Source organism: Pantoea sp. ABR1s, assembly GCF_057812235.1.
Genome location: NZ_CM173823.1, coordinates 669424 through 686570, shown reverse-complemented (window position 1 = coordinate 686570; position 17147 = coordinate 669424). Strand labels below are relative to the sequence as shown.

General features: G+C 57.6%; 15 protein-coding genes. 10 read left to right on the top strand and 5 right to left on the bottom strand.

Features of this window, described 5'->3' with window-relative positions; translation table 11 throughout:
- Positions 1-141: 141 nt before the first annotated feature.
- Positions 142-2223 carry a putative bifunctional diguanylate cyclase/phosphodiesterase gene (locus ACXKZD_RS03295; RefSeq protein ID WP_488981859.1) on the bottom strand — a complete coding sequence of 694 codons (2082 nt, stop codon included), beginning with the start codon at positions 2221-2223 and terminating at the stop codon, positions 142-144.
- Positions 2224-2766: 543 nt separating this feature from the next.
- Here ACXKZD_RS03295 and ACXKZD_RS03290 point away from each other — a divergent pair.
- Genes ACXKZD_RS03290 through ACXKZD_RS03270 form a run of 5 tightly spaced genes read left to right on the top strand, consistent with a single transcriptional unit; the run spans position 2767 to position 8027 of the window.
- Entirely contained in the window at positions 2767-3336 is a 570-nt protein-coding gene (locus ACXKZD_RS03290; RefSeq protein WP_033758818.1) for a spore coat protein U domain-containing protein, read from the top strand.
- A gap of 43 nt (positions 3337-3379) precedes the next feature.
- Complete coding sequence (locus tag ACXKZD_RS03285; RefSeq protein WP_154210535.1) at positions 3380-3874, top strand: Csu type fimbrial protein; 495 nt, start codon at positions 3380-3382, stop codon at positions 3872-3874.
- A 25-nt stretch (positions 3875-3899) separates the two neighbouring features.
- Entirely contained in the window at positions 3900-4598 is a 699-nt protein-coding gene (locus ACXKZD_RS03280) for a fimbrial biogenesis chaperone (RefSeq protein WP_010249009.1), read from the top strand.
- A gap of 7 nt (positions 4599-4605) precedes the next feature.
- Complete coding sequence (locus tag ACXKZD_RS03275; protein ID WP_488981858.1) at positions 4606-7053, top strand: fimbria/pilus outer membrane usher protein; 2448 nt, start codon at positions 4606-4608, stop codon at positions 7051-7053.
- Positions 7050-8027 (top strand): Csu type fimbrial protein, encoded by a 978-nt coding sequence (locus ACXKZD_RS03270; protein WP_010249011.1) that lies wholly within the window; start codon positions 7050-7052, stop codon positions 8025-8027. The genes ACXKZD_RS03275 and ACXKZD_RS03270 overlap by 4 nt, the downstream gene beginning before the upstream one ends.
- On the opposite strand, the gene ACXKZD_RS03265 is transcribed toward ACXKZD_RS03270, so the two are convergent.
- From ACXKZD_RS03265 to exbB, 3 genes are all read right to left on the bottom strand, one after another.
- A complete protein-coding gene (locus tag ACXKZD_RS03265) occupies positions 8024-9346 on the bottom strand; it encodes an MFS transporter (protein ID WP_010249012.1) in 1323 nt (440 codons plus the stop codon). The genes ACXKZD_RS03270 and ACXKZD_RS03265 overlap by 4 nt on opposite strands.
- A 235-nt stretch (positions 9347-9581) precedes the next feature.
- Positions 9582-10004, bottom strand: a complete 423-nt coding sequence (gene exbD, locus ACXKZD_RS03260) for a TonB system transport protein ExbD (RefSeq protein ID WP_010249013.1) — start codon at positions 10002-10004, stop codon at positions 9582-9584.
- Positions 10005-10010: 6 nt separating this feature from the next.
- The gene (gene exbB, locus ACXKZD_RS03255) at positions 10011-10733 is read right to left on the bottom strand and encodes a tol-pal system-associated acyl-CoA thioesterase (protein WP_192033504.1); all 723 of its coding nucleotides are present in this window, start codon (positions 10731-10733) and stop codon (positions 10011-10013) included.
- 352 nt (positions 10734-11085) lie between these two features.
- On the opposite strand from exbB, the gene ACXKZD_RS03250 reads away from it, so the two are divergent.
- The 5 genes from ACXKZD_RS03250 to ACXKZD_RS03230 all read left to right on the top strand — a co-directional run bounded on the left by ACXKZD_RS03250 (position 11086) and on the right by ACXKZD_RS03230 (position 16112).
- Positions 11086-12057, top strand: a complete 972-nt coding sequence (locus ACXKZD_RS03250; protein ID WP_010249015.1) for a TRAP transporter substrate-binding protein — start codon at positions 11086-11088, stop codon at positions 12055-12057.
- 48 nt (positions 12058-12105) lie between these two features.
- A complete protein-coding gene (locus ACXKZD_RS03245) occupies positions 12106-12612 on the top strand; it encodes a TRAP transporter small permease (RefSeq protein WP_010671117.1) in 507 nt (168 codons plus the stop codon).
- Positions 12613-12626: 14 nt separating this feature from the next.
- A complete protein-coding gene (locus ACXKZD_RS03240) occupies positions 12627-13913 on the top strand; it encodes a TRAP transporter large permease (protein ID WP_022623879.1) in 1287 nt (428 codons plus the stop codon).
- A 135-nt stretch (positions 13914-14048) separates the two neighbouring features.
- A complete protein-coding gene (gene metC, locus ACXKZD_RS03235) occupies positions 14049-15239 on the top strand; it encodes a cystathionine beta-lyase (protein ID WP_010671119.1) in 1191 nt (396 codons plus the stop codon).
- Between the two features lie 210 nt (positions 15240-15449).
- A complete protein-coding gene (locus tag ACXKZD_RS03230; protein ID WP_010249020.1) occupies positions 15450-16112 on the top strand; it encodes a DedA family protein in 663 nt (220 codons plus the stop codon).
- A 32-nt stretch (positions 16113-16144) separates the two neighbouring features.
- Here ACXKZD_RS03230 and ACXKZD_RS03225 read toward each other — a convergent pair whose 3' ends face one another.
- The gene (locus ACXKZD_RS03225; protein ID WP_010249021.1) at positions 16145-17053 is read right to left on the bottom strand and encodes an AraC family transcriptional regulator; all 909 of its coding nucleotides are present in this window, start codon (positions 17051-17053) and stop codon (positions 16145-16147) included.
- Positions 17054-17147: the final 94 nt, after the last annotated feature.

Genomic DNA, 17147 nt, shown 5'->3' with positions numbered 1-17147 from the left:
GAAAGCAGAGCTTGTGGTTGGGCAGAGGGTTTTTAAAATTATTCTCTTAGTTATCGGCACAGCCCGGCGGTTAATGAGCCGCGAACCCTGCATCCTTCCACTCATTCTGAGTGATGAAATCTATCGTTGCTGTCAGCGCTATCAGCCGGACAGTGACGCCACCGGCTGTCGCAGTGAGGGAAAACTTAGCGCCTCAACCCGGTCCGCTGGCGTTGGCTTGCCCAGCAGATAGCCCTGCAACGCATCAAAGCCTAAGCTGGTGAGCAAATGCTGCTGCTCTTCAGTCTCCACCCCTTCCGCCACCATGCGCAGATTGAGGCTCTGCGCCAGGGTCAGCATGGCGCTGACTACGGTCGCATCTTCACTGCCGGGCCGCAGGCAGTTGATAAAGCTGCGATCAATTTTGAGTTCACTGGCATCCAGATCTTTGAGATGCAGCAGGTTGGCATAACCGATGCCGAAGTTATCAATCGCGACACTGACACCCGCCTGCTGCAATTCACGAATGCGCTGCTGGCTGAAAGCGGGATCGCGCATGGCAATCGCTTCAGTGATCTCCAGCATCAGCGCGCTACCTGGCAACTGGTTACGCGCCAGGGTCTGCGTCAGGATAGTCAGTAAATCACGCTGGTGAAACTGCAACGCGGAGAGATTCACCGATACCGTCCAGTCACTGTGGCCCTGGCTGTGCCATATCCTGAGCTGACGACAGGCCTCCCCGATCACCCAGTTACCCAGCGCAATAATCTGACCGGTTTTTTCGGCGCGCGGCAGAAACAGCTCAGGCGTCAGTAAACCGCGTTGCGGATGCTGCCAGCGCAACAACGCTTCGAATCCCATTAATCTGGTGCCGCCGGAACAGAATTTCGGCTGATAGAACAGCCGCATCTGCTCGCGCTCTATCGCCTCCCACAGATCGTTTGCCAGCTCCAGCTGATGCTGCGTCGCGGCGCTCATGGCCGGTTCAAACAGGCACCAGCCGTTTCGTCCGCTGTGTTTAGTGTGGTACATCGCCGCATCAGCATTAAACAATAGCTCCTGCCGGTTGCGACCGTGCAGCGGAAAGATCGCAATGCCCGCGCTGAGTGAAACGTGCAGCACATAGCGGTCAAGTTCAAACGGCGAACTGATAACTTTAACCAGTTTTTGCGCCAGCTGGCGGGCTGCGCTGATATCGCACTCAGCCATCAGCACAAATTCATCGCCTCCCAGACGCACCAGCAGCATCGTGTTGCTGAGCTGGCTACAAAGCCGTTCCGCCACTGCCACCAGCAACCGGTCACCGACGTGATGTCCCCATGTGTCATTGACCGCTTTAAAGCCATCGAGATCCATATAGATCACGGCAAAGCGATGCTCATTAAGCATCGCCTGTTTAATGGCGAGATCGAGCTGCTGCTCCAGCATTACACGATTGGGCAGCGTGGTCAGGTTGTCATGCATCGCCAGCTGACGCAATTCCTGGTTAGCGCGATTGAGGCGGGTCGCCAGACGCGCGGCGCGCAGCTGCGCATCCAGCATCGAACTCAGCAGAGTGACACCCAGAATAGTCAGGGTAATAAGCGTCACCCACACCGCCAGGCCCGCATTACTGACGCCGTGCGGCTGCATCATACTGCTGTGGCTGAACTCTGCTGCTGCCATACCTACATAGTGCATACCGGCGATGGCGATGCCCATGACCAGAGAGGCCAGCCCGCGCATCAGCATCAGATGATGATCGCCCTGGCGCAGATGAAAGGCCAGCCACAGCGCCAGGCCAGAGGCCGCAAACGCAATCAGCACAGAGAGCGCCACCAGCAGCGCATTCCACTCCGGTTGCGGTTCAATCAGCAGGGCATACATACCAAGATAGTGCATGACCACCACACCCGCGCCCAGGATCAGCGTGCCGCGCAGCAGCCGCTGTCGGGTGAGATGCAGGCCACCCACCGTCTGGCCAAAAGCCAGCACAGACGCCAGGATCGCCACCAGCAGCGAGAGGATCGTCAGCCGCGTGTCATAGCGCATCATCATCGGCAACATCATCGCCAGCATCCCGATAAAGTGCATTGCCCAGACGCCAATCCCCATTGCGATGCCGCCCACCAACAGCCAGAACCGGGCGCTCCAGCCACGGGATACCGCCACTCGTCCGGCGGTATCCAGGGCTGTAAAAGAGGCAATGAACGCCACGATCAGCGAAACGCAGATCAGGACGCTATCCCAGGTGACAGGCAACATGTGCAACTCCTCACCACCCGCGGAGAAACGGGTGCTGTGTACAGTCTGATAAGTGATCTGAAAACACCCGATGGGTGAAAGTGATTAAATTTCGGTATTTTGTGGTCCTGAAGGCCAGGCAAAACGCGCCCGCCGACGCTGGCCATTTATAACCTGCATCTTATTAACCGCCCGCAGAGCAAGCTGGTAAACCGTTATTATGTCTGATTGGTACAGGAACATATCACCGAAGCAGAAAGCATGCCAGAGCCCGAAAAAACAAAGAATTTTGTTTTATCGCCTCGTCTTCGCGCCTTGCTGTTACTGGGTTATCGGCCGGAGTGACGTTTTGATTAATCAAAAATAAATAGCAAGGCTTCGCGTAACACTTTAACTGATCTATAGTAAGTAAAACTGATATAAATCAGCATTCTTAAGTCTAAGATTTTTCTTAAGATAGCGGCACTGCCTCCCTTGTTATTTTATTTCCTTTATTTTGGGTTGAATCGTTAATAAACACCGGGTGAAAAAGCACTGACTCTGGATAATCCGTAAGGAAATATTATGAAACTCAAGCTTTTTCTGTTTGCCGCTGCAGGATTAACTGTCGCTATTCCGTCATTAACCCAGGCGGCGACGACCTCGGGAACCATCAATGCCACGTTAACCCTGACCACCGGTTGTCTGGTGAACGGCCAGTCGGCTACGGCGGGCGTTAACTTCGGTACCCTGAACTTTGGTAGCAGCGCAGCCACGTTCGATACCCTGAACGCCACACTGGTCGGTGCGGCTGGTAACGGTATTTTTGTGCGCTGCACCACCGGTCAGGATTACAACGTGGTGGTCACCAGCAGCAATGCTGCGCCAGCGACCATCTACGGCACCGCCTCTGCATCGCCGCGTTATCTGGTACTGGGATCGGATAATGCGCAGGGCATCGCCTATACCCTCTACAGTGACGCCTCCTTTACCACGGCGATCGCCAACAATACGCCTATCGCCGCCAGCGGTACTACCGATCCGACGCTGGGGACCAACTACGCCATCTATGGCCGGGTGGTCGGCGGCGGCTTCAATCCCCTGATCCCTGCCGGAACCTATACCGACACGATTAACGTTGCCGTGAACTATTAACTGCTGTCGCAGGTAAATACGGGTGGTTCTCTGGCGATCCTGCCTGACGATCGCATGCGGTCTGCCCCTGCTGACAGGGAGTATCAGCGCCTGGAGTCTGCCAACCAGCACCTTCCAGGTTACCGCGTCGATTGTGGCAGGCTGCGTGATATCCGGTACCAATACCGGCGTCTTTGGCACGCTTAATTTCGGTACGCAGTCTGGCGTGGCGGCGAATACCGTCAACGCCAGCTATCTGCAGAGCACCTCGATTAATCTCGCCTGTACGCCGGGCACCACGCTGAGCATGAGCATTAATCAGGGCAACAATTTCACCACGACCCGTAACCTGAAGCTGCCCAATTTCAGCAACACCGTTCCCTATACGCTCTTTAGCAACGCCAGCCGCACCACGGTGATCCCCGTGAACCAGGCGGTGCCGCTGAGTTATAGCAATGCCAATAACATTACGCTGCCGATCTACGGTCAGCTACAACTGCCCGGCACTGCGCGCGCCGGCGTTTATACCGACACGCTGACCGTCACCCTGAGCTGGTGAGGTGATAGAAAACAAGGATATGATCATGAAGCCACTGCGCGCCCTGTTGCTGCTGCTAAGTTCCACCCTGCTCTCCCCGGCCTTCGCCGCGAATTCGGTCATGATCTGGCCCATCGATCCCGCCATTAATCCCGAAGAGAAAGCCAGTGAACTCTGGCTGGAGAATCGCGGTAACAGCACCACCATGATGCAGATCCGCGTCTTCAGCTGGCAGCAGAACAATGGCCAGGAGCAGTATCAGACTCAGCAGCAGGTGGTCGCCAGCCCGCCGATGGTGCGGATGGAGCCAGGCCAGAAACAGCTGGTCAGGCTGATTAAACAGACGCCGCCTGCGGCCGGTAAAGAGCTGGCCTATCGGGTGGTGCTGGATGAGATCCCAACCCCGCGAAATCCCGGCGAGAATCAGGCCGGGCTGACCTTCCAGATGCGCTATTCGGTGCCGCTGTTTGTTTACGGTACCGGGCTGAACACAGACAGCGCTCGCCCGGCTCTGCGCTGGCAACAGATCAGCGAGGGCGGCAGGCGCTGGCTCCAGTTAACCAACAGCGGCAGCGGTCACGCCCGGTTGAGCAATGTGGCGATTGGCGGTCGCAAACTGGGCGAAGGCTTATACGGCTATGTGCTGGCTGACAGCTATCACCGCTGGCCGCTCACCTCGCCGGTGAGCGGCGAACTCACCGCAGAGGTTAACAAGAGCCAGTGGCGTAGCGCTGCCCAGAAGTAAGCGCTGAATGAGACCGTTTTCCCTGCATCCCTGCGCGCTGGCCGTGGCCAGCGTTATTTACGCTTTTACGCCGGATCCTGTGCTGGCGGAGACTTACTCATCCCTGCCCCCGCCGCCCAGCCTGCAGACCAGCAGCAACGGTCAGCAATATATGCTGGAGCTGGTGATTAACCAGCAGGAGAACGGCAATATTGTGCCGGCAGAGCAGCGCGATGGTCATTTCTGGATTCGCAGTGGCGATCTGCAGCGTGCCGGCCTGCCAGCGGATAAGCTGGGCCAGCAGCCGCAGGTCGATGTCAGCAGCCTGCAACCCATCAAAGTAGAGTATGACGCTGCGCGACAGCGTCTGCTGCTGACCGTACCGCCTGAGTGGCTGCCCGGTCAGGTGATTGGCGAGGCGAAGAACGGACCGCGCTATCCGGGCCGTACCAGCAGCGGCGCGCTGATTAATTATGATCTTTACGCCAGCCGCACGGATAACAGTGGCTCCCGCCTGTCCGCCTGGAACGAACTAAGGCTGTTTGGTGATGCCGGTCATTTCTCCACTAACGGCGTCTGGCAACAGCAGCTGGAAGGCAGTACGACTTATCAGGATGATGGCTATATCCGCTACGACACCTGGTGGAGCAATGAAGATGAGAATGCGGCGGTAAGCTGGCGAGTCGGCGATCTGGTCACCGACTCGCTGGCCTGGAGCAGCAGCGTGCGGCTCGGTGGCATCCGCGTCGGTCGCGACTTCAGCGTCCGTCCCGATCTGGTGACCTATCCGCTGCCCGCCTTTTCCGGTCAGGCCGCCGTGCCTTCCACCGTCGATCTCTTTATCAACGGCTATCGCTCCAGCCAGGCGAACGTGCAGCCTGGCCCCTGGTCGATGACCAATGTGCCATTCGTTAACGGCGCAGGTGATGCCGTGATCACTACCACCGATGCGGTTGGCCGCCGTGTCACCACCACCATGCCGTTTTACGTCTCCAGTAACCTGCTGAAATCGGGGCTGTCGGACTACGCCTTCTCTGCCGGGGCAATCCGCGAAAACTATGGCATAAAGAACTTCGATTATGGTGAGGCAGCGGCCAGCGGCTCTTATCGTTACGGTATGACTGACTGGCTGACGCTGGAGAGCCACGCCGAAGGCAGCGAAACGCTGGCGATGGGCGGGCTGGGTGGTCAGCTGCGCGTCGGCAGCTGGGGCGTGGTCAACGGCGCGGTGGCGCAAAGTCAGCTCGATGGCGAGAGCGGCAGGCAATATAGCTGGGGATATCAGTACAACAACCGCTGGTTCAACATCGGCACTCAACAGACCCAGCGCAGCAGCGACTTCGGCAATCTGGCGCTGGTCGGCAGCCGTGCCGGTAGCCAGGCGGATAGCCGCTACGCACTCTCACGCCGCAGTGCTCAGTACAGCGCCAGCGTCTCGCTGAACCGCTTTGGCAGCGTCGGTGCCGCTTTCATCGACATCACTGACGGTCAGGGCGATCGCACCCGGCTGTGGAACCTCTCATGGAGTAAAAACCTGTGGGGTAACAGCAGTCTGTATGTCTCGGCCAGCCGCGATCAGCAGGAGAAAAGCTGGACCGGAGCGATTTCGCTGGTGATCCCGTTTGGCGAACAGGGCAGCGTGGCCCTCAGCAACGAACGCGACCAGCGTGGCCGCGACAGACAGCGCGTTTATGCCTCACGCGCCATGCCCAGCGACGGCGGGTTCGCCTGGGATGCCTCCTGGGCGAATCAGAGCGGAGACAGCGGCGATTATCGTCAGGGCAGTCTGCGCTATCGCAACAACCAGATTGACACCTCGGCGGGCTTCTATGGCGATGATGACAACCTCACCCAGTGGGCCGATCTCTCGGGTGCGCTGGTGTTAATGGACAACAGCGTCTTTGCCGCTAACGAGATCAACGACGCCTTTGTGCTGGTGAAGACCAACTATCCCGACGTTAACGTGCGCTACGAGAATCAGTCGATGGGACGCACCAATCAACAGGGCTATCTGCTGGTGCCTGCCATCAGCAGCTACTACCCGGCCAAATATGATATCGACACCCTCGACCTGCCGGCAGATATGACCACGCCACGGGTTGAGCAGCGCTTTGCGGTGAAACGCCAGAGCGGCTATCTGCTCAACTTCCCGGTGGAGAAACTGCGCTCAGCCAGCGTAATCCTGGTCGATGCGCAGGGCCAGCCGCTGCCGGTATCAAGCCTGGTGCAGCGTCCCGATCATCCCACCGGGTATGTCGGCTGGGATGGCATCGTCTGGATGGAAGATCTCACCGCCAGTAACCCGATGCAGGTGGTGACGCCCGATGGCCGCCAGTGCGAAACCGAACTGCGCATCGCCAGCGGTCAGCCGCAGGCGCTGAAAACTTACGGCCCCCTGACCTGTGCGCTGCCCGCCCCTGCCGCAGGCAGCGCCCCCTCTCCCGCTGAATCTTTTACGTCCGGAAACCGACCATGATGAAATCTGTGATACTGGCTGGCCTGCTGCTGTTACTGCCGTCGCTGGGCTACGCCGCCTGCGCCCTGCCCGCATCGACCGCCAGTTTCGGTTCAGTCACAACCTTTGTGGCTAACACCACCGTCAGTTCCACCACCACGAATGCCAACGTCAACTGTGGCGCGGGCGCCGGGCTGTCGCTGCTGGGCAATAACCAGATCACCTTTCAGCTGACGGGCGCGACCAATAGCAACGGCACGCGCGGTACGCTGAAACGCAGCGGTGATACCGGCAGCGATAATGTGCCGGTGCGGCTCTGCACCGACACGGCCTGCGCTACCGAACTGACGATTGGCGGCACGCCATTTGTCTATGGTTCGCAGACCCTGATCAACCTGGCGGGGTTGCTGGGCAGCCTTAACTTCGCCATCCCGGTCTATCTGCGCACCGTTCCTGGTCAGGTGGTCGCCGCCGGGACCTACCAGCTGACGCTGAATATGGCCGTGACTTATCGCATCTGCACCAGCGTTGCGATTGGCAATATCTGTTTAAGCGAGCAGAACGGCAGCGGTGTCATCCCGATTAATATCACCGCCATTCTTACCAATGACTGCACCACCATCACCGCGCCGAATATAAGCTTTGGCAGCGCGCCGCTGGTCGGCAGCTTCTCCGCCGTGTCACAGACCATCAATGTGTTGTGCAGCAAAGGCAGCACCTATACCGTCGGGCTGAGCAATGGCAGTTATCCGGTGGGCAGCGTCAGGAATATGGCGAGCGGCGCGAATCGGCTGAGCTATGAAATTTATAAAAGTACCACCAGCAATCGCTGGGGATCGGCAGGCACTGAACGCTGGAGCAGTACCACCTCGACGGCGGTATCCACGGATGGACTGACGCGCGGTTTTAACTACACCGCGCGCATCCTGACCACGCAGAACACGCCGCCAGCCGGAAACTACAGCGACAGCGTGGTGGTCGATTTGTCGTTTTAGAGTGAAGCACTGACCGGCGTGCCGCTGTGACGGGCCTGATACTGCTTCACCATCCGGCCAATCAGCAACGTGCCGATTAACCCACAGACTGCGGCAAAGGTCAGCCAGACGCCCGGCATTGCTTTGTCACCGGTGGCGTGAATCAGATAGCTGGAGATGGCAGGCGTAAAGCCGCCAAACAGCGCCGTCGCCAGGCTGTAAGCCATAGAGAAACCGGCGGCGCGCACTTCAGCAGGCATGATCTCCGCCAGATAGACCACCATCGCGCCGTTATAGCTGGCATAGAGAAACGACAGCCACAGTTCCGCTTCCAGCAGGTGAGCGAAGCTGGCCGATCCCACCAGCCAGTGCAGCACCGGCCAGGTGGTAACAATCATCAGCAGGGTAAAAATGATCAGCAGCGGACGGCGACCGACGCGGTCCGACAACGCCCCCATCAGCGGCAGCCAGATGAGGTTTGAGACACCGACACAGAGCGTCACCAGGAACGCCTGCTTGTCACTCATCATCAACACCGTTTTACCAAAGGTCGGGGTAAAGGCGGTGATCATGTAGAACATCACCGTGGTGGTGACCACCATCAGCATCCCCGCCAGCACCAGCGCCCAGTTGCTGGCGACAGACCGCATGATTTCCGTCATGCTCGGATGATGTTTACGTTTGCTGAACGCCTCGGTCTCTTCCAGCATCCGGCGGATATAGAACAGGAACGGCACAATCAGACAGCCGACCACAAACGGGATACGCCAGCCCCACTCCGTCACCGCCTCTTTCGCCAGCAGATGATTCAGCATCAGACCCAGCAGAGCAGCAAAGATCACCGCAATCTGCTGGCTGCCCGACTGCCAGCTGACGAAAAAGCCTTTGCGTCCTTTGGGCGCGACTTCGGCCAGATAGACCGACACGCCACCCAGCTCCACGCCCGCCGAGAAGCCCTGCAACAGCCGTCCCAGCAGGATCAGAATCGGCGCTGCCACGCCCAGGGTGGCATAGCCCGGCACCAGCGCGATGGTCAGGGTGCCCATCGCCATTAAGCCCAGCGTCAGCAACAGCCCTTTACGACGACCATGATGGTCGATGTAGGCACCGAGGATGATCGCCCCCAGCGGGCGCATCAGGAAGCCGGCACCGAAAGTCATCAGGGTCAGCATCAGGGAGGCAAACGGGTCATCGCCGGGAAAGAAGGTTTTTGAAATGGCAGTAGCGTAGTAGCCAAACACCATAAAATCGTACATCTCCAGGAAGTTACCACTGGTGACGGTGAAGATGGTTCGGGCGGCACTTTTCGGCGGCTTTTGTAAAGACGGGGTGTGACTCATAACGGCTTCCTGTTGTTTTTTAGCCGTTTTAGCCTGCCTGAGTCGGGATTAATGTGACCTGGCTCACCATTGCACTTTACAAATCTATGTACATAAGTAACAACTAATTAACAAGTCAGTTCGAGGAGCATAAGTGATTACCCTAGCCCTGATTTGCCTGATTTTATAGGGCTGGAGAGCAGCCATAAAAAAAGGCGACCTGAACAGTCGCCTTTTTTTTGAACCGGATAACCCGCTATTTCTTCACGGTTTCCATGCCCATCAGACCAATTTTCAGATAGCCCGCCGTGCGCAGCTTATCCATCACGCTCATCAGCGTTTCATAATCGACTGACTTGTCCGCCTGGAAGAAAATGGTGGTCTCTTTATTGCCCTGGGTCTGGTTAGTCAGCACGTTAACCAGCGACTCCGGCGTGACCTGATCGTTACCGACGTAAAGCTGCTTATCCGCTTTAATCGACAGGTAAACCGGCTTTTCCGGACGCGGCTGCGGCGCGCTGGTTGAGGCGGGCAGATTGACGCGTACGTCGACCGTGGCCAGCGGCGCGGCCACCATAAAGATGATCAGCAGAACCAGCATGACGTCGATAAACGGCGTCACGTTGATCTCATGCATTTCACCATCCGTTTCCAGATCGTCGTTTAATCGCATTGCCATAAGAACTTACCCTAAGCGCAGTTTCTGAGCCGTCGCAGGACGCGGAACATCAGTGGCGACCGTGCCCAGATCGATATCACGGCTCTGCAGCAGCATCACCTGAGCGGCGACATCACCCAGCGAGGCTTTGTAGTTGGCGATCATGCGGGCAAAGACGTTGTAGATCACCACCGCCGGAATCGCAGCGATCAGGCCAATCGCGGTTGCCAGCAGCGCTTCGGCGATACCCGGTGCAACAACCGCCAGGTTCGTTGTCTGGGTTTTAGCGATGCCGATAAAGCTGTTCATGATGCCCCATACGGTGCCGAACAGGCCGATAAACGGCGCAACCGAACCGATGGTGGCCAGGAAGCCATTGCCCCGGCCTGCATGGCGGCTGAACGCAGCGACGCGGCGCTCAAGGCGGAAACTGGTGCGATCTTTAATCCCGTTGGTATCTTCCACGCCAGCCGACAGTTCAAGCTCATTCTGCGCATCATTCAGCAGCACCACACTGTGGCTGTGACCGGTAAATGACTGGGCAATGCGGGCGGCGTCATTCAGATTGCGGGCTTCGCCCAGCGCCAGTTGCTCACGCTTCAGGCGGCGTTTAGCGGCGCTGAGTTCGGCATATTTACCGAAGAAGATCGCCCAGGTCACCACTGAGGCCAATAACAGGCCAATCATGACCACCTTTACCACGATATCGGCATGTTGATACATGCCCCAAACGGAGAGGTCCGTTTGCATCAAATCACTGGCTACCACGCTGCTTCTCCAACTTCTGATTCAGGGATGCGAGACAAGCGCGAATAATAGCAAAACGACGGCGAATTGATAGTAGTTCTCATTAGTATTTACAAAGCTGATCGCCGCCATTTACCCGCAATTGACCAGGTTTAAACACTTTTAAGAAGGATGTTTCGAAAATGTGAAGTTGCATGAAAATTTATTAAAACATCGTTTCAAAATGTGATGGCATTCATTCAATCAGCATTGCCGCATTTTACTGGCGCGCGTTTTCACTATGCTGGCTCCACACGGTTCTCTCCGGTTAGCCCCCGACGCCGGACGCCGTCCTACCTCAGCGGGAGACAAAATAATGAGAATGACGAAAACATGCCTGGCCAGTGCCCTGGCGGCGATGATGATGAGCGCCACCGCCACGGCACAGGTGATCAAAGTGGCTGAAGTCCAGCCTGCCGGTTATCCGACCGTGGTCGCCCTGCAGCACATGGGCGACAAACTCAAACAGGCCACCGATGGACGGCTGGAGATGAAGCTCTTCGCCGGTGGCGTGCTGGGGGACGAAGATCAGACGCTGCAACAGGTGCAGCTGGGCGCAATCGACATGATCCGTGTGTCGCTGGCGCCAGTCACCTCGATCGCCCCGGAAACCAGCGTGCTGACCCTGCCCTACATTTTCCGCGACATTGACCACATGCACAAAGTGCTGGATGGCGAGATAGGCCGCGAGATTGCCGACAAATTCGATAAAGATCCCAACGCCCGCATGGTGTTCCTGGGCTGGACCGATGCCGGTGAGCGCAACATGATCACCAAGAAGCCGCTGGCAAAACCGGAAGATCTGAAAGGCATGAAGATTCGGGTGCAGAACAGCGCCATCTCATTGGCGACCCTGAAAGCGATGGGCGCGAATCCGGTGGCGATGGGCGTCAGTGAAGTGTTCAGTGCGATGCAGACCGGCGTGGTCGATGGCACCGAGAACAACCCACCGACCTTTGTCGCCCATAACTATATGCCGGTGGCGAAGTACTACACCCTCAGCGGCCACTTTATCCAGCCAGAGATGATCCTGTTTTCAAAACGCGCCTGGGATCGCCTGAAACCTGAGGATCAGGCGCTACTGAAGAAGCTCGGCAAAGAGGCGCAGGATGAGGAGCGCCAGCTCTGGGCGACCTATACCGAAGAGTCGATCGCCAAAATGAAGGCGGGTGGCGTCACCTTCCAGCAGACCGACCGCGACTACTTCGTCAAAGCGACCCAGCCGGTGCGCGATCAGTTTGGCGGCAAATATCAGGATCTGATGACCCGGATCGCTGAGGTGAAATAACCCTTCCGCGCCACACTGCCGTGTGGCGTGCTTAATCAGGTATCAATTATGGCTGCTTATACACGTCTGATGGATGGGCTCTATCTGCTGTGCATGCTGATTGCCGCCGTGGCACTGATGATTATGGTGACGGTGATCCCGATCGGGATCTTCGCCCGCTACGTGATGAACGGCGCGCTCTCCTGGCCGGAACCGGTAGCCATTATCTGCATGATCATTTTTACGTTTATTGGCGCACCGGTCGGACTGCGGGCCGGAACGCATATCTGCGTTTCCATGGTCACCGATCGCCTGTCACCCGCCCGGCAACGCCTGATGCTGCGCGTCAGCGATCTGCTGATGATCATCACCTGTCTGGTGATCTTTCAGGCCAGTTACAGCCTGTGCGAAGCGATGTGGGTACAGACGCTCGCTTCATTACCGGCAGTGACTTACGGCGAGATGTATCTGCCGATTCCGATTGGCGCGATCTTCACCCTGCTGTTTGTTGTTGAGCGATTGCTGACCGGCGATCAGAGCCAGCGGCCGATTGTCACGCTGGGCGGCACCCACTAACGCGGAGCAGAAAAATGGATGCATTGATCTTGATAGGCAGTTTGCTGGTGTTGCTGATGGTGGGTTTTCCGGTCGCCTTTGCGGTGGGGCTGAGCGCCTTTATTGGCGCCTGGTGGATCGATCTGCCGCTGGAAGCGGTGGTGATTCAGGTGACCAACGGCATTAACAAATTTTCGCTGCTGACTATCCCGTTCTTTATTCTCGCGGGTGCGATTATGGCGGAGGGTGGGATTGCCCGGCGGCTGGTCAACTTCGCCTATATCTTTGTCGGCTTTATTCGCGGTGGCCTGTCGCTGGTGAACATTGTCGCCTCGACCTTCTTCGGCGCGATTTCCGGCTCATCGGTGGCGGATACCGCCTCGATTGGCTCGGTGATGATTCCGCAGATGGAGGAGAAAGGCTATCCGCGTGATTTCGCCGCCGCAGTAACCGCCAGCGGCTCAGTGCAGGCGGTGCTGACGCCACCCAGCCACAACTCGGTGATTTACTCGCTGGCGACCGGCGGCATGGTGACCATCTCCTCGCTGTTTGTTGCCGGTATCTTTCCCGGCCTGCTGCTGGGGGGCTGCCTGATGATAATGTGCCTGGGTTTTGCCCATAAACGCGGCTATCCCAAAGGAGAACGTATTCCGTTTCGTCAGGCGCTGAAAATCTTCTTCGACGCGTTCTGGGGCCTGTTTACCGTGGTGATCATTATGGGTGGCATTCTCTCCGGCATCTTTACCGCCTCGGAGTCCGCCGCGATCGCCTGTATCTGGGCCTTTTTCGTCACCATGTTTATCTACCGCGACTTTAAATGGAGCCAGCTGCATATCCTGCTGTTCCGCACCATTAAAACCGTCACCATCGTGATGGTGCTGATCGCCTTCGCGGCCGGGTTTGGCGCGGTGATGACCTTTATGCAACTGCCGACGATTATCACCGAGGCCTTTACCAGCCTCTCCGATAACAAATATGTGATCCTGATGTGTATCAACATCCTGCTACTGGTGGTGGGAACGCTGATGGATATGGCACCGCTGATCCTGATCCTGACGCCAGTGCTGTTGCCGGTCGCCACCGCGCTTGGCGTCGATCCGGTTCACTTCGGCATGATCATGCTGACCAACCTCGGGATCGGCCTGATCACCCCGCCGGTCGGTACGGTACTGTTTGTCGCCAGTGCGGTCAGTAAGCAGAAAATCGAGCAGGTGGTCAGAGCCATGCTGCCGTTTTACGGCATGCTGTTTATCGTGCTGATGCTGATTACCTATATTCCCGCCATCTCCCTCTGGTTACCGCGCCTGATGGGCGTGATGTAGCGTCGGCAAAATCGGGTCCGGTGGCGGACCCGATTTTCATCCTGCGAAGCACTCTGATAATCACCATTGAGTCTCAACCCTGCTGGTCGTTTCGTGGTAACGTGAGGGCTTAGTCAGAAGCGGCAAAGGCGACTCATGACCACCAGAAAAATTGATACCACGCTCGTCAGTGCAGGGCGCAGCAAGCGTTATACCCAGGGCTCGGTGAACAGTGTGATTCAACGGGCCTCCTCGCTGGTTTTTGATACGGTCGCGGAGAAGAAACGCGCCACCGCCGGTCGGGCAAAAGGCGAACTCTTTTATGGCCGTCGTGGCACTCTGACGCACTTTGCGCTGCAGGATGCGATGACGGAGCTGGAAGGCGGCGCAGGCTGTGTGCTCTACCCCTGCGGCGCGGCTGCCGTGGCGAACGCGATTCTGGCGTTTGTCGAGGCGGGCGACCACGTGCTGATGAGTGGCGCAGTCTATGAACCGACCCAGGATTTCTGTACTAAGATCCTGACTAAGCTGCAGGTTTCAACGGGCTGGTTCGATCACTGTATCGGCAGTGAAATCGGTGAGCTGGTGCAGCCCAATACCCGGGTCGTTTTCCTGGAATCACCGGCCTCTATCACGATGGAAGTTCAGGATATTCCGGCGATTGTGGCGGCGGTTCGCGCCAAAGCGCCCGAGGCGATCATTATGATCGACAACACCTGGGCGGCCGGTATTTTATTTGATGCGCTGGCGCACGGCATCGATATTTCGATTCAGGCGGGCACCAAATATCTGATTGGTCACAGCGATGCGATGATCGGCACGGCGGTCGCCAATGCGCGCTGTATCGATCAGCTGCGCGAGAACTCCTATCTGATGGGTCAGATGGTCGATGCCGACACAGCCTATATGGCGAGTCGGGGGCTGCGCACGCTGGGTACCCGTCTGCGTCAGCATGAAGAGAGCGCGATTCAGGTGGCAGAGTGGCTGGCAGCGCGTCCCGAAGTGGCGCGGGTTAATCACCCGGCGCTGGCGCAGAGCAAAGGTCATCAGTTCTGGCAGCGTGATTTTAACGGCAGCAGCGGCCTGTTCTCTTTTATCCTGCAGGAAAAACTCAGCGCGCCCCAGCTGGCGGAATATCTCGATCACTTCCATCATTTCAGCATGGCGTACTCCTGGGGCGGCTATGAATCGCTGATCCTGGCGAATCAGCCGGAAGAGCTGGCCGCGATTCGTCCGGCGGGTGGAGTCGACTTCACCGGTACGCTGGTGCGACTGCATATTGGTCTGGAGCACGTTGACGATCTGCTGGCTGACCTGGACGCCGGTTTTGCGCGCCTGACGCGTTAATAAACTCAGGCAAAAGATAAACAGACGCTAAACAGAAGATGAACCGGGTAGCGGCCACCCGCAGAGTTTGCCGGGCTGCTGCTCATTTATTGTTAAAATTTATCCCAGACCGTTCAGGTCATCAGTGAGGTCGCTGCATTTATTGCGCAGCGCCGCGACCGATTGCCTGAATGCAGACGGATAGTTCCTTGTGACGTGATGGAATAGCAAATGGGTGTTTTACACGAGATTGTCCACGCGCTCTGGCATCAGGATTTTGCCGCGCTGGCAAATCCGGATGTGGTGTGGGTGGTGTACGGCGTGATGTTCCTGACGCTGTTTCTGGAAAATGGGCTGTTACCCGCCTCTTTCCTGCCGGGCGACAGCCTGCTGCTGCTGGCGGGTGCGATGGTGGCAAAAGGGGTGATGGATTTTGTGCCGACGATGGTGATCCTCACCACCGCCGCCAGCCTGGGCTGCTGGCTGAGCTATCTGCAGGGTCGCTGGCTGGGGAATACCCGGCTGGTGAAGAGCTGGCTGATGCATCTGCCCGCGCAGTATCACCAGCGTGCCTGGAATATGTTTAACCGTCACGGCCTGATGGCGCTGCTGGTGGGCCGTTTTCTGGCTTTCATCCGGACGATCCTGCCGACCATGGCGGGCATTGCGGGCTTGCAGAATGGTCGCTTTCAACTGTTCAACTGGCTCAGCGGCGTGCTGTGGGTCGGCATCGTCGTGACGTTTGGCTATGGCATCAGCCAGGTGCCGTTCATCAAGCGTCATGAAGATCAGGTGATGGCGATCCTGATGATACTGCCGATGGTGTTGCTGTTTCTCGGGCTGTTTGGCAGCATTCTGGTTATCTGGAAAAAGCGTCGGCAGAAACAGGCCTGACGTCAGCGCGTAGCATCAGGATCCGCCGCCACTCAGGCGGACGGATCCGCTACCGTCTGCCGCACACGATTCACCTCTTCCCCTGGCGTCACGCCAAAATAGCGCTTAAATTCCCGCGAAAACTGTGAGGGACTTTCATAGCCAACCCGCACCGCCGCCGCACTCGCTTTCAGTCCATCGTGCAGCATCAGCAATCGCGCCTGATGCAGGCGATATCGCTTGAGATACTGCAGGGGCGACGTCTGCGTGACCGCTTTAAAGTTGTGATGAAAGGCTGAAACGCTCATGTTCACTTCCGCCGCCAGCGCATCGACGCTGAGGTTTTCCGCATAGTGATTCTCAATCCGTCGCAGGGCACGCGCGATCAGGCTGAATTGCGTCTGTCGGCTCACCAGTGAGAGCAGCGCACCACCAATCGGGCCAGTCAGCACGTAGTAGATAATCTCCCGCACGATGTGCGGCCCCAGCACCCGCGCATCGCGCGGCTGGGTCATCACATCAAGCAGCCGCTCAGCGGCACACAGCATCGGTTCCGTCAGCCACGCCGAGTGGATCCCCGAGGTCTGCGGCTGCGGCTGGAACTGATCGTCATCGCCGATTTCAATCAGCAGATCCTGCAGGCTGGCGGTATCGACATTAAGGCACAGCCCGGCAATCGGCACCTCTGGCGAGGCCCAGGTTTCGCACTCCACCGGCAGCGGCACAGTGAGCATCAGGTACTTGCTGGCGTCATACTGAAACACCGTGCTGCCGAGATAGCCGGTTTTGCTGCCCTGAAACAGGATCACAATGCCGGGCTGATACATCATCGGCGTACGGGGACGATATTGATTAGCGTAAATCAGCGACACATTTTCGACCGGACAAAGACGGTCGTGACCATGGGTCATTAATGTGACGACCTGCTGCGCCAGCCGGTGACACAGGGCATCGTGCGCCATAGCGACTCCTTTTACGGGCAAAAAACCAGTGTGCCGTGCGAATGCCTGAATCACCAGCAGCCTGGAGAATCAGGCAAGAAATTTACCGGATCGG

What these genes read in the sequence shown, in the direction of transcription:
- ACXKZD_RS03295 (WP_488981859.1), bottom strand. Translation starts at nt 2,223, where the DNA reads ATGTTGCCTGTCACCTGGGATAGCGTCCTGATCTGCGTTTCGCTGATC.
- ACXKZD_RS03290 (WP_033758818.1), top strand. Translation starts at nt 2,767, where the DNA reads ATGAAACTCAAGCTTTTTCTGTTTGCCGCTGCAGGATTAACTGTCGCT.
- ACXKZD_RS03280 (WP_010249009.1), top strand. Translation starts at nt 3,900, where the DNA reads ATGAAGCCACTGCGCGCCCTGTTGCTGCTGCTAAGTTCCACCCTGCTC.
- ACXKZD_RS03275 (WP_488981858.1), top strand. Translation starts at nt 4,606, where the DNA reads ATGAGACCGTTTTCCCTGCATCCCTGCGCGCTGGCCGTGGCCAGCGTT.
- ACXKZD_RS03270 (WP_010249011.1), top strand. Translation starts at nt 7,050, where the DNA reads ATGATGAAATCTGTGATACTGGCTGGCCTGCTGCTGTTACTGCCGTCG.
- ACXKZD_RS03265 (WP_010249012.1), bottom strand. Translation starts at nt 9,346, where the DNA reads ATGAGTCACACCCCGTCTTTACAAAAGCCGCCGAAAAGTGCCGCCCGA.
- exbD (WP_010249013.1), bottom strand. Translation starts at nt 10,004, where the DNA reads ATGGCAATGCGATTAAACGACGATCTGGAAACGGATGGTGAAATGCAT.
- exbB (WP_192033504.1), bottom strand. Translation starts at nt 10,733, where the DNA reads ATGCAAACGGACCTCTCCGTTTGGGGCATGTATCAACATGCCGATATC.
- ACXKZD_RS03250 (WP_010249015.1), top strand. Translation starts at nt 11,086, where the DNA reads ATGAGAATGACGAAAACATGCCTGGCCAGTGCCCTGGCGGCGATGATG.
- ACXKZD_RS03245 (WP_010671117.1), top strand. Translation starts at nt 12,106, where the DNA reads ATGGCTGCTTATACACGTCTGATGGATGGGCTCTATCTGCTGTGCATG.
- ACXKZD_RS03240 (WP_022623879.1), top strand. Translation starts at nt 12,627, where the DNA reads ATGGATGCATTGATCTTGATAGGCAGTTTGCTGGTGTTGCTGATGGTG.
- metC (WP_010671119.1), top strand. Translation starts at nt 14,049, where the DNA reads ATGACCACCAGAAAAATTGATACCACGCTCGTCAGTGCAGGGCGCAGC.
- ACXKZD_RS03230 (WP_010249020.1), top strand. Translation starts at nt 15,450, where the DNA reads ATGGGTGTTTTACACGAGATTGTCCACGCGCTCTGGCATCAGGATTTT.
- ACXKZD_RS03225 (WP_010249021.1), bottom strand. Translation starts at nt 17,053, where the DNA reads ATGGCGCACGATGCCCTGTGTCACCGGCTGGCGCAGCAGGTCGTCACA.